Raw genomic sequence first — 13,655 nt, 5'->3', positions numbered from 1 at the left:
GCGCGCGCCGTGGGCACCCGGCCGCTCTTGGTGTTTGCCAGCTCGCTCGCGGTGTTCGGCGATTCGCCCGAGCAGCCGCTGCCGCCGGTGATCGAGGACCACACGCTGCCGACGCCGCAGACCAGCTACGGCATTCAGAAATTCATCGGCGAGCAGCTGGTGGCCGACTACACGCGCAAGGGCTTCATCCGCGGGCGCAGCGTGCGGCTGATGACGGTGAGCGTGCGCCCCGGCAAGCCCAACGGCGCGGCCTCGGGCTTTTTCAGCGGCATGATCCGCGAGCCGCTCGCGGGCATCCGCGCGGCCTGCCCGGTGCCCGACGAGACGCCGGTGGCGATTGCGTCGCCGGCGCGCACGGTCGAAGGCATCCTTCGCGCCGCCGAGGCCAGCGACGGCGAATGGGGCCCGCGCACCGCGCTCAACCTGCCCTCGCTTTCCACCACGGTGGGCGACATGGCCGCAGCCCTCGAGCGCGTGGCCGGCAAGGCCGCCACCGCCCTGCTCGACCGCACGCCCGATCCGGCCATCCAGCGCATCGTGAAGACCTGGCCCGGGCGCATCGAGACCGTTCGCGCCGGCAAGCTGGGGCTCACGGCCGACACCAGCTTCGAGGCGGTGATCCGCGACTACGTCCGTGAAAATCCCGACGCGGTCAAACTGGTTATTGCGGCATAGTCATCGGTTGCGCGCAGAGCCGACGCTTTGCGACACCCCCTTTCCATCTCAGGAGACAGAAGAATGAAATTGACCCGACTGGCCGCCGGCCTGGTTCTGGGCATGGGCATGGCCTGCGCGGCCTTTGCGCAGACGACCATGAAGATCAGCATCTCGACCGCGCAGAACTCGCACCAGGGCGTGGCCATCGACACCTTCGCCAAGGAAGTCGAGAAGCGCACGGGCGGCCGCTACAAGGTCCAGACCTTCTACAACGGCTCGCTCGGCGGCGAGCGCGAATCGATCGAGGCGGTGCAGCTGGGCACGCAGGAGCTCGCCTTCTCCTCGACCGGCCCGGTGCCCAACTTCGTGCCGGAGACCAAGATCCTCGACGTGCCCTTCCTGTTCCGCGATAAGGCCCATGCGCGCGCCGTGCTCGACGGCCCGATCGGCCAGGACCTGCTCACCAAGTTCGACGCCAAGGGCTTCAAGGCGCTGGCCTGGGCCGAGAACGGCTTCCGCCACATGACCAACAGCAAGCGCGACGTGAAGGCGCCCGAGGACCTCAAGGGCCTGAAGATGCGCACCATGGAGAACCCGGTGCACATCGCCGCCTACAAGGGCTTCGGCATCATCACCACGCCCATGGCCTTCCCCGAAGTGTTCACCGCGCTCCAGCAGGGCACGGTCGACGGCCAGGAGAACCCGCTGCCGGTGATCATCTCCGCCAAGTTCGACCAGGTGCAAAAGCACCTTTCGCTCACGGGCCACGTCTATTCGCCCTGCATCTTCCTGATGAACAAGGCCGCGTTCGACAAGCTCAGCGCGGCCGACAAGCAGGCCTTCCTGGACGCCGCCAAGGAAGGCACCAAGGCCAACCGCGCCCGCGTGGACGAGGACGACGCCAAGGGCGTGGCCGACCTGCGCGCCAAGGGCATGACCGTGATCGAGAACGTCGACAAGGCCAAGTTCGTGGCCGCGCTCGCTCCGGTGAATGCGCAGTTCGAGAAGGACTTCGGCAAGGCCAACCTCGACAAGATCCGCGACTACAAGTGAAAGAAAAATTCCTTGGCATCGAGCGCTGGACCACCGGCGCCTCGATGCTTGCCGCCTGCCTGATGCTGGTCATTGCATCGGCACTGGGCGTGTTCCAGATCGTGACGCGCTTCGTGCTCGAGCAGCCCGCGGAGTGGAGCGAGATCCTGATCCGCGTGAGCCTGATCTGGATGGTGTTCCTGGGCATTCCGATGGCGTTTCGCCAGGGTGCCATGGTGAGCGTGGACGTGCTCTACCGCTGGAGCCCGCCGCGCGTCAAGCGCGTGCTCGACGCCGTGGTGAGCATTGCCGCGCTCATCCTGATGCTGGTCATTCTCTGGTGGGGCTGGGACTACGCGATGCGCGGCCGCGTGCAGTCGATGGCCGGCCTCGAAAGCCTGTCGATGATGTGGTCGTACCTGGCGCTGCCGGTCGGCTCCGTCTTCTGCCTGTTCGGCATCGTCGGCAATTTCCTCGATCCCAAGCGGCTCGAACTGGAGACCGCGCAATGACGCCCGTGATGGTTGCAACGATGGTGCTGTGTTTTGCACTGTCGGTTTCTGTTGCGGTGTCCATCGGGCTCGCCTCTATCCTGGGCATCCAGGTGGCCAATGCCAACATGCTGATCTCCGTCAAGGAGATGTTCAATTCGATCAACAAGTTTCCGCTGGCGGCCATTCCGTTCTTCATCCTGGCCGGCAACCTGATGGAAACGGGCGGCATCTCGCGGCGGCTGGTCGAGTTTGCCAAGAGCATCGTGGGCGGCGTGCAGGGCGGCCTGCCGATGACCTGCGTGCTCACCTGCATGATCTTTGCGGCGGTGTCGGGCTCGTCGGTGGCCACCACCTTTGCCATTGGCGCGATCCTGATTCCGGCGCTCATCAAGCACGGCTATCCCACCGCGTACGCGGCCGCGCTGCAGGCCACGAGCGCCGAGCTCGGCGTGATCATCCCGCCCTCGATCCCGATGATCCTGTACGGCGTGAGCGCCGAGGTGTCGATCGGCGAGCTGTTCATCGCGGGCTTCGGCCCCGGCATCCTGATCAGCCTGGCGCTCATGCTGTTCGTCTGGGTCTACTGCAAGTGGAAGGGCTGGGGCAAGAACGACGGCGACGGCCGCATGCCTTTCGGCAAGGCGCTGTGGCAGGCCGGCTGGGCGCTGCTGATGCCCGTCATCATCCTGGGCGGCATCTACGGGGGCATCTTCACGCCGACCGAAGCCTCGGCCGTGGCGGTGTTCTACGCGCTGGTGGTGGGCGTGGTGATCTACCGCGAGATCAAGCCCAGGGACCTGTACGTGATCCTGCGCAAGTCGGTGCTTTCGTCGGCGGTGATCATGTTCATCATCGCCAACGCGGGCCTGTTCGCGTTCCTGATCACGCGCGCAGGGGTGCCCGACGCCATCGGCCACTGGCTGCAGGAAGTGCTCAAGTCGCCCGCGATGTTCCTGCTGGGCGTGAACGCGGCGCTGTTCATCATCGGCATGTTCATCGAGACCAGCGCGGCCATCATCGTGCTCGCGCCCATCCTTGCGCCGGTGGCGGTGCACTTCGGCATCGACCCGGTGCACTTCGGGCTCATCATGGTGGTGAACCTCGCCCTGGGCATGATCACCCCGCCCTTCGGCGTGAACCTGTTCGCGGCCTGCACGGTGGCGCGCATCTCGCTGGACCGGATCGTGAAGTACCTGGTGCCGTTCGTGCTCGTGATCCTGGCCTGCCTGCTGGTGATCACCTACGTGCCGTGATGCTTCAGCCCTCGATCCCCAAAAGCTGTGGCGCCATGTTTCCCACCAAGACCGACAAGGCACGCGACGAACTCCAGGGCCGCCAGCGCACGTTGAGCCAGCGCGAGCGCGCCCTGCTGCTGATGGCCGACGGCCGGCGTTCGCTGACCGATTTCAGCCCGCTGTTCGCCAGCCGCACCGAAGCCGAGCAGGCGATCCAGGCGCTGATGCGCCAGGGCTACCTGCAGGACGCGCAGCCGGTGGCTGCCGCGGCGGCGCAGGCCGCGGCCCAGCCGCCCGCCCCGGTACCCGCGGCCGACCCGATCCAACTCGCCGCCTCGGCCGACAACTTCGACGGCAAGCGCTCGCTGGCCACCACGCGCATGTTCCTGTTCGACATCTGCGAGCGCATGTTCGTGCGGCGCGACCCCAAGTTCGCGCTGCAGATGCGCGATGCCCTGCGCGAAGCGCGCGACCGCGGCGCGATGCTGACCATCGCCGCGCTGATGCTCACCGAGGTCGAGAAAACCGCCGGCGCCGAGCGGGCCGAATCGCTGCGCGAGCGCATCGACCGGCTGCTGCCGCCGGCCGAGACCGTGCACTGAGCCGCAGACCGGCCGCCCGCGATCCACTACACTCCCATGGTCAGGAGAGAGCCCCGCCAGCCGGGGCCGCCGAAGGCGCAGGGGTTTCCCGAACGCTCAGGCAAAAGGACTGACACAGCGTTGGCGCATGCCGGCGCTTCCTTGCTGGAGAGAGGCTGTTGCTTGCATCGACGCGATGCGCCGGCCCACCGAAGGAGCAAACCCCGATCGTGGGGCGAATCTCTCAGGTAAAGCGGACAGCAGGGGTGGCCCATGGCTCGCGCCATGGAATTCGTCTGCCCCTTTGGAGTGCCCCGTGGCCGCTTCCTCCGATTCCTCTTCCGCCGAACAACTCCTGAAGACCCCGCTGTACGGCCTGCACGTGGAGCTCGGTGCCCGCATGGTGCCCTTTGCAGGCTATTCGATGCCGGTGCAATACCCCGCCGGCCTCATGGCCGAGCACAGGCACACGCGCAACGCCGCCGGCCTGTTCGACATCTCGCACATGGGCCAGCTGCGCCTGGTCGGACCGGACGCCGCGGCCGCCTTTGAAACCCTGATGCCGGTCGACGTGATCGACCTTGCGCCCGGCAAGCAGCGCTACGGCCTGCTGCTGAACGACGAGGGCGGCATCCTCGACGACCTGATGTTCTTCAACGAAGGCCACGGCTCGATCTTCGTGATCGTCAACGGCGCCTGCAAGGTGGCGGACATCGCCCACATCCAGCAGAAGATCGGCGCACGCTGCGATGTGCAGCCCATGCCCGACCACGCGCTGCTCGCGCTGCAGGGCCCGCAGGCGGCCGCGGTGCTGGCGCGGCTGTCGCCCGGCATCGAGCGCTTCGTGTTCATGACCGGCGGCGCGGTGCAGATCGGCGGCATTCCGGCCTTTGCCACGCGCAGCGGCTACACCGGCGAAGACGGCTTCGAGATCTCGGTGGCCGGCCAGAATGCCGAGGCGCTGGCCCGCCTGCTGCTGGCGCAGCCCGAGGTCGAGCCCATCGGCCTGGGCGCGCGCAATTCGCTGCGGCTGGAAGCGGGGCTGTGCCTCTACGGCAACGACATCGACGCCACCACCACGCCGGTCGAGGCCTCGCTCAACTGGGCGATCCAGAAGGTGCGCCGCACCGGCGGCGCGCGCGAAGGCGGCTTTCCGGGCGCGGCCCGGGTGCTGGCCCAGCTCGCCGCCGCCACGGCCGGCGCCGCGGGCCACACCGACCACGACACGCTCAAGCGCAAGCGCGTCGGCCTCGTGGCGCTGGAACGCGTTCCGGTGCGCGACGGCACCGTGCTGCAGTCCTTCGAAGGCAAGGACATCGGCTTTGTCACGAGCGGCCTGCTCGGCCCGACGGCCGACCGACCGATCGCCATGGGCTACGTGGCCACCGCGTATTCCGAGCCCGGCACGCGCGTGCAGGCCATCGTGCGCGGCAAGCCGGTGCCGATGGAAGTCTCGACGCTGCCTTTCGTGCCGACGCGCTACTACCGCGGCTAGGCGCTGCGCCCCCGATCATCTTTTTTTCCACGAGGAGTTTTCCACCATGAGCATCAAGTACACCAAGGACCACGAATGGGTCTCGGCCGAAGGCAGCGCAGCCACCGTCGGCATCACCGTGCATGCGCAGGACGCGCTCGGCGACGTGGTCTTTGTCGACCTGCCCGAAGTCGGCAAGACCTTTGCCCAGGGCGAGGTGGCCGGTGTCGTCGAATCGGTCAAGGCCGCAGCCGATGTGTTCATGCCCGTGTCGGGCGAGATCACCGAAGTGAACGAAGCCCTGCGCGCCGATCCCTCGCTCGCCAACACCGACCCGCTGGCCGCCGGCTGGTTCTTCAAGGTCAAGCTCAGCGAACCCGCGCAGCTCGACGCGCTGCTCGACGCCGCCAGCTACGACAAGTTCGCGGCCGAGTCCTGATCCGCCGAGTTCGCAAGCCGCCTTTTCCTCATCCCGAGCCTTCACCGCCATGCCGATTCCCGCCCTTCCCTCTTTGCAACAACTGGAGAACGCCGAAGAGTTTCTCGCCCGCCACATCGGCATCGATGCGGCGGACGAGGCGCGCATGCTGCCGGTGATCGGTTCGGAAACGCGCGCCGAGCTCATCGACGGCATCGTGCCCGCGGCCATCCGCCGCGCCAAGCCGATGCGGCTGCCGGCGCCGGCCACGGAGGCCGACGCGCTGGCCGAGCTGAAGGCGATCGCGGCAAAGAACAAGGTCTTCAGGAGCTTCATCGGCCAGGGCTACTACGGCACGCACACGCCGGGCGTCATCCTGCGCAACGTGCTCGAGAACCCCGCCTGGTACACGGCCTACACGCCCTACCAGGCCGAGATTTCGCAAGGCCGCATGGAAGCGCTGCTCAACTTCCAGACCATGGTGTGCGACCTCACGGGCATGGCCATCGCCAATGCCTCGATGCTCGACGAAGCCACGGCGGCCGCCGAGGCGATGACGCTCGCCAAGCGCAGCGTCAAGAGCAAGAGCAACGTGTTCCTGGTGTCGGGCGACTGCCATCCGCAGACCATCGAGGTCATCAGGACGCGCGCCGCGCCGCTGGGCATCGAGGTGAAGGTGAGCACCGTCTCCGAGACGCTGCCGCACCTGATGGTGAGCGGCGAATTCTTCGGCGTGCTCGCGCAGTACCCCGCCACCACCGGCCACGTGCACGACCTGCGTCCGCTCGCGGGCCATGCGCACCAGTGCGACGCCRCCTTCTGCGTGGCCGCCGACCTGCTCGCGCTGACGCTGCTCGCGCCGCCCGGCGAATGGGACGCCGACATCGTCTGCGGCACCACGCAGCGCTTCGGCATGCCGATGTGCAACGGCGGCCCGCACGCGGCCTACCTGGCCTGCCGCGACGAATTCAAGCGCTCGCTGCCGGGCCGCCTGGTGGGCGTGAGCGTCGACACCCACGGCCAGCCCGCCTACCGCCTCGCGCTGCAGACGCGCGAGCAGCACATCCGCCGCGAGAAGGCCACCTCCAACATCTGTACCGCGCAGGTGCTGCCGGCCGTGGTGGCCAGCATGTACGCCGTGTACCACGGCCCCGACGGCCTCACGCGCATTGCGCAGCGCGTGGCCGCGCTCACGGCCATCCTCGCGCAGGGCCTCGCGCAGATGGGCCGCGAGCCGGTCAACGGCACTGCCTTCGATTCGCTGACCATCCGCACCGGCGACGACACGCCCAAGATCATCGAGCGCGCCCAGGCCGCGGGCGTCAACCTGCGCCAGCGGCTGCAGCAGCACCTGGGCATCTCGCTCGACGAGACCACCACGCGCGCCGACATCGAAACGCTCTGGGCGCTGTTCGTGCCCGCCGGCACGCCGATGCCGCGCTTCGACGACCTGGCCAACGCTGTGCCGCGCCTGCCCGAGGACCTGCGCCGCACCAGCGCCTTTCTCACGCACCCGGTGTTCAACACCCACAAGAGCGAAACCGCGATGCTGCGCTACATCCGCAGCCTGTCGGACAAGGACCTGGCGCTCGACCGCAGCATGATCCCGCTCGGCAGCTGCACCATGAAGCTCAACGCGACCAGCGAGATGATCCCGATCACCTGGCCCGAGTTCGCGAACATCCATCCCTTTGCGCCGGCCGAGCAGCTGGTGGGCTACGCCCAGCTCGACGCGCAGCTGCGCGCCTGGCTTTGCGAAGCCACCGGCTACGCGGGCATCAGCCTGCAGCCCAATGCGGGCTCGCAGGGCGAATACGCGGGCCTGCTGGCCATCCGCTCCTTCCATGAAGCCAACGGCCAGGGGCACCGCAACATCTGCCTCATTCCTTCGTCGGCGCACGGCACCAACCCGGCGAGCGCGCAGATGGTGGGCCTGCAGGTGGTGGTGACGGCCTGCGACGCGCAGGGCAACGTCGACATGGACGACCTCAGGCGCGCCTGCGAGAAGCACAGCGGCAAGCTCGCGGCCGTGATGATCACCTACCCGAGCACGCACGGCGTGTTCGAAACCCGCGTGAAGGAGCTCTGCGAACTGGTGCACGAGCACGGCGGCCGCGTGTACGTGGACGGCGCCAACATGAATGCGCTGGTCGGCGTGGCCGCGCCGGGCGAGTTCGGCGGCGACGTGAGCCACCTGAACCTGCACAAGACCTTCTGCATTCCSCATGGCGGMGGCGGGCCGGGCGTGGGCCCGGTGTGCGTGGTCGAAGACCTCGTGCCCTACCTGCCGGGCCATGCGACGGCCGGCGTGGCATCGAACGGCGTCGGCGCCGTCTCGGCCGCGCCGCTCGGCAATGCGGCCGTGCTGCCGATCAGCTGGATGTACTGCCGCATGATGGGTGCCAAGGGCCTGCAGGCGGCCACCGAAACCGCGATCCTGAGCGCCAACTACATCAGCGCGCGCCTGAAGGACCACTACCCCACGCTGTACGCGAGCCCCAACGGCCACGTCGCGCATGAGTGCATCCTCGACCTGCGCCCGCTCAAGGACAGCAGCGGTGTCACCGCCGAGGACGTGGCCAAGCGGCTGATCGACTACGGCTTCCACGCGCCCACGCTGAGCTTTCCGGTGCCCGGCACGCTGATGGTGGAACCCACCGAAAGCGAGCCGCTGGCCGAGCTCGACCGCTTCATCGACGCGATGATCGCGATCCGCGGCGAGATCCGCCGCGTCGAGGAAGGCGTCTGGCCGAAGGACGACAACCCGCTCAAGCATGCGCCGCACACCGCGGCCAGCCTGATGGCGGCGGAATGGCCGCACCCCTATTCGCGCGAACTCGGCGCGTTTCCGCTGGCCGCGCTCAAGCAGGCCAAGTACTGGCCGCCGATCGGCCGCGTCGACAACGTGTATGGCGACCGCAACCTGTTCTGCAGCTGCGTGCCCGTGGGCGACTACAAGGAAACCGAAGAGGCCTGAAAAAGGCCGCTCAGGCTTCGCGGCGGTACATCGCCCATTTCACGGTGAGGATGTCCGCCGCGATCTTCGCGGCGTTGACGCCCGCGTAGCTTTGGGACGGATCGAATTCGAAGCCTTCCCTGTAGCACCTGACATGCGCGAAATCGCGGTCGAAGGTCATCGGTCCCATGAGTTCGGCGGGGTCGGTGCCCGCGGGAAGCGCCAGGAATTTCTCGGGATCGGTGGCACTCTGGTAGAGGTCGACGCTCATCAGGTTCATACGGGTGTCCTCGAAATCTGGGGATCCCGCGAATCATCCCCGGCATCCGCGCCGCATGCAATCGGCCCGCGCCTACACGGCGGCGCGCCACCGGGTCAGCGCTGCTGCTGCTTCTTCTTCAGCATCTCGCCGGTGGCGATCTGCTCGCGGAAGCCTCGCAGGCTGGCCTTCATCCTGCGCTCGTTCTCCAGCCCCATGCGCACCATGATCTTCTGGCCTGACGAGAGCGACTCGAGCTGCGGATCGGCGTATTCGTAGCGCACCCATGGCCGCTGCGAAGACACGTTGCCTTTCACCTCGACAAGGCGAACCGGCACCGGGCCGGCGGGCTCGGGCGCCTGCAGCAGATGGTCGATCACGGCGATGAGCCGGTCATTGAAGTAGCGCCCCGGATAGCCGAGGTCCTCATAGGCTTTCTGAAACAGCGGATAGAGCTGGGCGTAGGTCTTGGCCGCCTTGGCCGGATTGATCGACTCGGCAAGCTGCACGATGGGCGTGTAGCGAGCGGCATTGCCGGGTGCGATGGTCTGCGCCTCGCCCTTGCCCTGGGTGGTGAAGCGCTGCTTCGTCGGCTGCACCGGCCAGGTGCTCGCGGGCGACTGCTCGCGCGCGAGGTTGTCGACCGTGGCCACGAAGCGGCGCACGATGCCTTCGAACTGCAGGAAGTCCGCCACGTTCTTGCTGCCCATCAGGTCGACCAGCGCCTTCATCACGCGCGTATCGGAATCGGCGAGCTTGGGCAACCCCGAAGCGGGCAGCGCGATCGCGTCGATCGGGTTCTGCGGCTCCGGGGATTCGGGCAGCGAGGGCGGCGGCGGTGCGGGCGCAAGCCCGTCGTTGGGGGCGGCGGCCACCGGCGGTTCGACCGGCAGCGGCGGTTGCTGCTGCTGCTGGTACCAGCGCCAGCCCAGGAATCCGGCGGCGATCGCCAGCAGCACGATGACGACGATGGTTCCGGTCGAGGTCTCGCGCCGCGGCCTGTACGCGGGCGCATCGTGCGGATCGCGCACGTCGGGAATTTCGGGGATGTCTCGGTCGGACATGTCTGCGGTTTCCTTTTTTGGAGGATTGCAATGGGAGACGAGCGGCTATGGTGCACCAGATCGGCACTCCGCCGCGGCGTCATCCCGTAACGCCCTGTGACGCGCTCCCGGCGCGAAAGTTCGCCCGCTAGGAGGCGCCCGCCGCCGAGCCGAGCGACTGCAGCCACGCCAGTGCGCCCTGCAGCTCGGCCGGGCGGATCTCGTGGCCGCCCGGAAAATCGGCCCCCGACAGGGCCAGCGGCAGGCCGCGCGCGAGTTCGCGCGACGCCTCTGCGGCGCTCGGCGGAATCACGTTGTCGGCGCTGCCGTGGCTCACCCACAGTGCCTTGCCCTCGAAAGCCTCGGGCGCCGCGATGTGCGCCGCCGCCTGTTGCAGCAGCCGGCCGTGCCACACCATTGCGGCGCGAACTTTCGCGGGCTGTGTCAGCAGCAGCGACAGCGCCATGATGCCGCCCTGGCTGAAGCCGCCGACCACCACGCGCTCGGGCGGCACGCCGAGCTGCTGCGATGCCGAGGCCACCATCTCACCCACCAGGAAGCGGCTTTCGCRCTCCTGCTCCTCGTTGATGCGCCGCTCGCCATCAGGCAGCACCTCGAACTCGAACCACGCGTACGCATCGGGCGACAGCACATACGGCGCGCGCAGGCTCAGCACGTGAAACTGCGGCGGCATGAGCCGCGCCAGGCCAAACAGGTCCTGCTCGTTGCTGCCGACGCCGTGCATCAGCACCAGCAGCCAGGGCTCGCGCACGTTCGGCCCTGCGGCCTGCTCGAGAAACTTGAAAGGCAGGTGGAGTTGCGTCATGAAGTCAGGCCGTAAGAGATTGAAAACCTTGCGCCAAGGCGCGCGTGATCTCGGCGGCCGGCAGCTCGCGGCAGCCGGTGGCATTCTGCCCCGACCACAGCGGAGAAAAATCGCCGCTGCCCTGCGCCTCGGCCTTGGCGCGCAAGGGCGCAATGCCCGAGGTGGCCAGCGGAAACTCGGGCGCCGCCGCACCGATCGGCCCCAGCTCGCGCATCACGCGGTTCACGATGCCGCGCGCGGGCCGGCCCGTGAAGAGATTGGTGAGCGCCGTGTGGCGCGCCGCCTGGCTCTTGAGCGCCGCGCGGTGCACCGCGCTGGTGGTCGCCTCCGGCGCCAGCAGATAGGCGGTGCCGACCTGCACGCCCGCTGCGCCCAGTGCCATGGCCGCGGCCACGCCGGCTGCATCGGCAATGCCGCCGGCCGCGATCACCGGCACCTTCACGGCATGCACCAGCTGCGGCAGCAGCGCAAAGGTGCCGAGCTGCCGCGTCAGGTCGTGCGACAGGAAATGGCCGCGATGCCCGCCGGCCTCCAGCCCTTGCGCGATGACCGCATCCACGCCGCGTGCCTCGAGCCACCGCGCCTCCTCGACCGTGGTGGCGGAGGCCAGCACCTTCGCACCCCAGCCATGCACCTGCGCCATCAGCGCCTCCGAAGGCAGCCCGAAATGAAAGCTCACCACCTCCGGGCGGAACTCCGCCAGCACAGTGGCCACGTCGGCGCTGAACGGGTTGCGCCCGGGGCCGGTGGGGATGCTCGCGGCATCGATGCCGAACTCGGCGTAGTACGGCGCCAGCGCGCTGCGCCATGCCGCCTCGCGCTCGGCGCTCGGCTCCGGCGGCGTGTGGCAGAAGAAGTTGACGTTGAAGGGCTTGCCGGTGCCGGCCCGGATCGCGGCGAGCTCGCTGCGCATGGTGTCGGCGCTCAGCATGGCGCAGGGCAGCGAGCCGAGGCCGCCGGCATTGCTGACCGCAATGGCCATGGCGCTGCCCTGCACGCCCGCCATGGGTGCCTGGATCAGCGGCAGATCGGTGCCGAGGAGTTGCTGCAAGGGAGTGGTCATGTCGGATGTTCCTTCTGGATGCGCCGTGCGCGCCAGCGCCTATTTTGCGGCGAAGCCCAAAGCCCTGCGTTCAGCCGGCAGGCGCTGCGGGAAGCCGCTTCTCCAGCAGGCGCAGGCCGATGGCCATCGCGATGAAGACAGCCGCGACGGCCGCCGAATTGAGCGCTGCGCGTGCCAGTCCCAGTGTGCCCACGTCCATGAACGGATACGGGTACCAGCTCACGAACGCACCTCGCACGACGGTGTAGACGATCCATGCGAGCGGCAGCAGCACGGCCCGCCCGATGGTGCCGCGGTCGGTGCGCGGCCGCGGTCCCACCAGGGCCCAGCCGAGCACCGTGAACACCGGCGTCACCGTGTGCAGCAGGAAGTTGGCAAGCTGCCCCGAGGGCGTGAGCTCGCGCAGCCCAGTGAGCACCGTGTGGAACACGATGCCCGTGACCGCGATGCAGAGCACCGCCGTGAGCCGCAGCACCCGGAACAGCCACCCGTCGTGCGCGGGACGAAAGGCGAGCAGCGCGCAGACGCCGCCGACGAGCAGGTTCGAATCGATGGTGAAGTAGCTGAACAGCCGAACGAAGCGCTCCAGATACGTGGGCGCGATGCCGGGGCCGCCACTGATCGCCGCGCTCAACTCGAGGCCGATTCCCCCGGCCGCGGCCAGCGCCACCGCGCCGTGCAGAAAGCGCGCGAGCGCAATGGGGCCCCAGGCGGCATGCGGTGCGGTCTTGGCGATATACGGTTGTGGCGGCATGTGAACCTCCAAAGCTTGGCGCATCGAGAGTATGCCGAACGCCGGACCGACGGCCTCAGGCCGGCGGTCGGGCGGCCACTTCGCGCAGCCGCCGGTGCGCCGCATCGTCCCAGGCAACGGGCTGCTGGTTCTTCGCATGCAGATAGTGGTGCGTGAACACCGCAAGGTAGGCATCCAGCGTCTCTTCAGCAATAGATTCGCCCGCCAGGCTCATGCACATCGCGGCCACCTCGCTGGTGCAGAAGTGGTCGTCGCGGCCGGAGTTGCGCAGCCTGTATTGCGTGATCCGCTCCGGCTGCAGGCTCAGCACCGGCAGCCGGTCGAGATAAGGGCTTCTGCGGAACATCTTGCGCGCCTCGGCCCATGTCGCGTCGAACAGGATGAAGAGCGGGCGTTTCGCGCTGCCACTGCCGTCCGTTCCAGGCGCCGGAACGGCCAGGACCACGCGCTCGGGCGCCGCATATTGGCCTGGGAACACCACGTAGGGCTGCCATTGCGGATCGTCCAGCAGCGCCAGCAGCGCGGGATCGGTTTCGGTGCGGGCCCAGCCGAAGGCGAAGGTATCGGCCACCACGTCGGCGACCAGCCACCCGGTGTTGGTGGGCTTGAGCGGCTCGATGTCGGCCATGAGCAGGCACACCCCCGCGCGCGTTGCCACCGAAGGACGCACGGCGCACATGCAATGGCTGGGCACCAGGCGGCAGCCCGCGCAGCGCTCGCGCTTGAAGCCGCCACGGGCGAGAAAGGGTTTGGCGCTGCGCGCCAGGCGCGCGGCGCGAAGGAGGGAGACGGCGTGGGGCATGCACCGATTCTCGGCGGCTCCTGGACGCCCGGTGCGCGGGACAGCTAGATCAGCTGCAGAT

General features: G+C 68.3%; 14 protein-coding genes and 2 riboswitches. Of the genes, 8 read left to right on the top strand and 6 right to left on the bottom strand.

Going from position 1 to position 13,655, the window contains the following annotated elements:
- The 8 genes from AC1DOC_RS06730 to gcvP form a co-directional block, all read left to right on the top strand.
- On the top strand, positions 1-675 hold a 675-nt coding region (locus AC1DOC_RS06730; protein ID WP_478129575.1), incomplete at its 5' end, for an NAD-dependent epimerase/dehydratase family protein.
- 63 nt (positions 676-738) lie between these two features.
- Positions 739-1,710: a TRAP transporter substrate-binding protein gene (locus tag AC1DOC_RS06725; RefSeq protein WP_062366689.1), complete on the top strand. Its 972-nt coding sequence runs from the start codon at positions 739-741 to the stop codon at positions 1,708-1,710.
- Positions 1,707-2,201, top strand: a complete 495-nt coding sequence (locus tag AC1DOC_RS06720; RefSeq protein WP_012748394.1) for a TRAP transporter small permease — start codon at positions 1,707-1,709, stop codon at positions 2,199-2,201. Before AC1DOC_RS06725 ends, AC1DOC_RS06720 begins: the two co-directional genes overlap by 4 nt.
- Positions 2,198-3,436, top strand: coding sequence for a TRAP transporter large permease (locus AC1DOC_RS06715; protein ID WP_478129574.1), 1,239 nt, complete (start codon positions 2,198-2,200; stop codon positions 3,434-3,436). Before AC1DOC_RS06720 ends, AC1DOC_RS06715 begins: the two co-directional genes overlap by 4 nt.
- A gap of 35 nt (positions 3,437-3,471) precedes the next feature.
- A complete protein-coding gene (locus AC1DOC_RS06710) occupies positions 3,472-4,020 on the top strand; it encodes a hypothetical protein (protein WP_230537859.1) in 549 nt (182 codons plus the stop codon).
- 31 nt (positions 4,021-4,051) lie between these two features.
- Positions 4,052-4,142, top strand: a riboswitch (glycine riboswitch).
- A 12-nt stretch (positions 4,143-4,154) separates the two neighbouring features.
- Positions 4,155-4,270, top strand: a riboswitch (glycine riboswitch).
- A 45-nt stretch (positions 4,271-4,315) separates the two neighbouring features.
- On the top strand, positions 4,316-5,494 hold the full coding sequence (gene gcvT, locus AC1DOC_RS06705) for a glycine cleavage system aminomethyltransferase GcvT (protein WP_478080235.1): 1,179 nt from the start codon (positions 4,316-4,318) through the stop codon (positions 5,492-5,494).
- 46 nt (positions 5,495-5,540) lie between these two features.
- On the top strand, positions 5,541-5,912 hold the full coding sequence (gene gcvH, locus AC1DOC_RS06700; protein ID WP_012748398.1) for a glycine cleavage system protein GcvH: 372 nt from the start codon (positions 5,541-5,543) through the stop codon (positions 5,910-5,912).
- A gap of 49 nt (positions 5,913-5,961) precedes the next feature.
- Positions 5,962-8,868 (top strand): aminomethyl-transferring glycine dehydrogenase, encoded by a 2,907-nt coding sequence (gene gcvP / locus AC1DOC_RS06695; RefSeq protein ID WP_478129573.1) that lies wholly within the window; start codon positions 5,962-5,964, stop codon positions 8,866-8,868.
- Between the two features lie 10 nt (positions 8,869-8,878).
- Here gcvP and AC1DOC_RS06690 read toward each other — a convergent pair whose 3' ends face one another.
- From AC1DOC_RS06690 to AC1DOC_RS06665, 6 genes are all read right to left on the bottom strand, one after another.
- Positions 8,879-9,127, bottom strand: coding sequence for a hypothetical protein (locus AC1DOC_RS06690; protein ID WP_278875490.1), 249 nt, complete (start codon positions 9,125-9,127; stop codon positions 8,879-8,881).
- A 95-nt stretch (positions 9,128-9,222) separates the two neighbouring features.
- Positions 9,223-10,170 carry a DUF3014 domain-containing protein gene (locus AC1DOC_RS06685; protein ID WP_012748401.1) on the bottom strand — a complete coding sequence of 316 codons (948 nt, stop codon included), beginning with the start codon at positions 10,168-10,170 and terminating at the stop codon, positions 9,223-9,225.
- Between the two features lie 127 nt (positions 10,171-10,297).
- Positions 10,298-10,975, bottom strand: coding sequence for an alpha/beta hydrolase (locus tag AC1DOC_RS06680; protein ID WP_478129572.1), 678 nt, complete (start codon positions 10,973-10,975; stop codon positions 10,298-10,300).
- A 4-nt stretch (positions 10,976-10,979) separates the two neighbouring features.
- Positions 10,980-12,038: an NAD(P)H-dependent flavin oxidoreductase gene (locus tag AC1DOC_RS06675; protein WP_018905597.1), complete on the bottom strand. Its 1,059-nt coding sequence runs from the start codon at positions 12,036-12,038 to the stop codon at positions 10,980-10,982.
- A 70-nt stretch (positions 12,039-12,108) separates the two neighbouring features.
- Positions 12,109-12,792, bottom strand: coding sequence for a Pr6Pr family membrane protein (locus AC1DOC_RS06670; RefSeq protein ID WP_478080233.1), 684 nt, complete (start codon positions 12,790-12,792; stop codon positions 12,109-12,111).
- A 55-nt stretch (positions 12,793-12,847) separates the two neighbouring features.
- Positions 12,848-13,594 (bottom strand): tRNA-uridine aminocarboxypropyltransferase, encoded by a 747-nt coding sequence (locus AC1DOC_RS06665; protein ID WP_478080232.1) that lies wholly within the window; start codon positions 13,592-13,594, stop codon positions 12,848-12,850.
- Between the last annotated feature and the right edge of the window lie 61 nt (positions 13,595-13,655).

The organism is Variovorax sp. 01T439_2 (assembly GCF_056398445.1).
The sequence above is the reverse complement of the archived record's forward strand: the minus strand, read 5'-3'. Positions and strand labels throughout refer to the sequence as shown.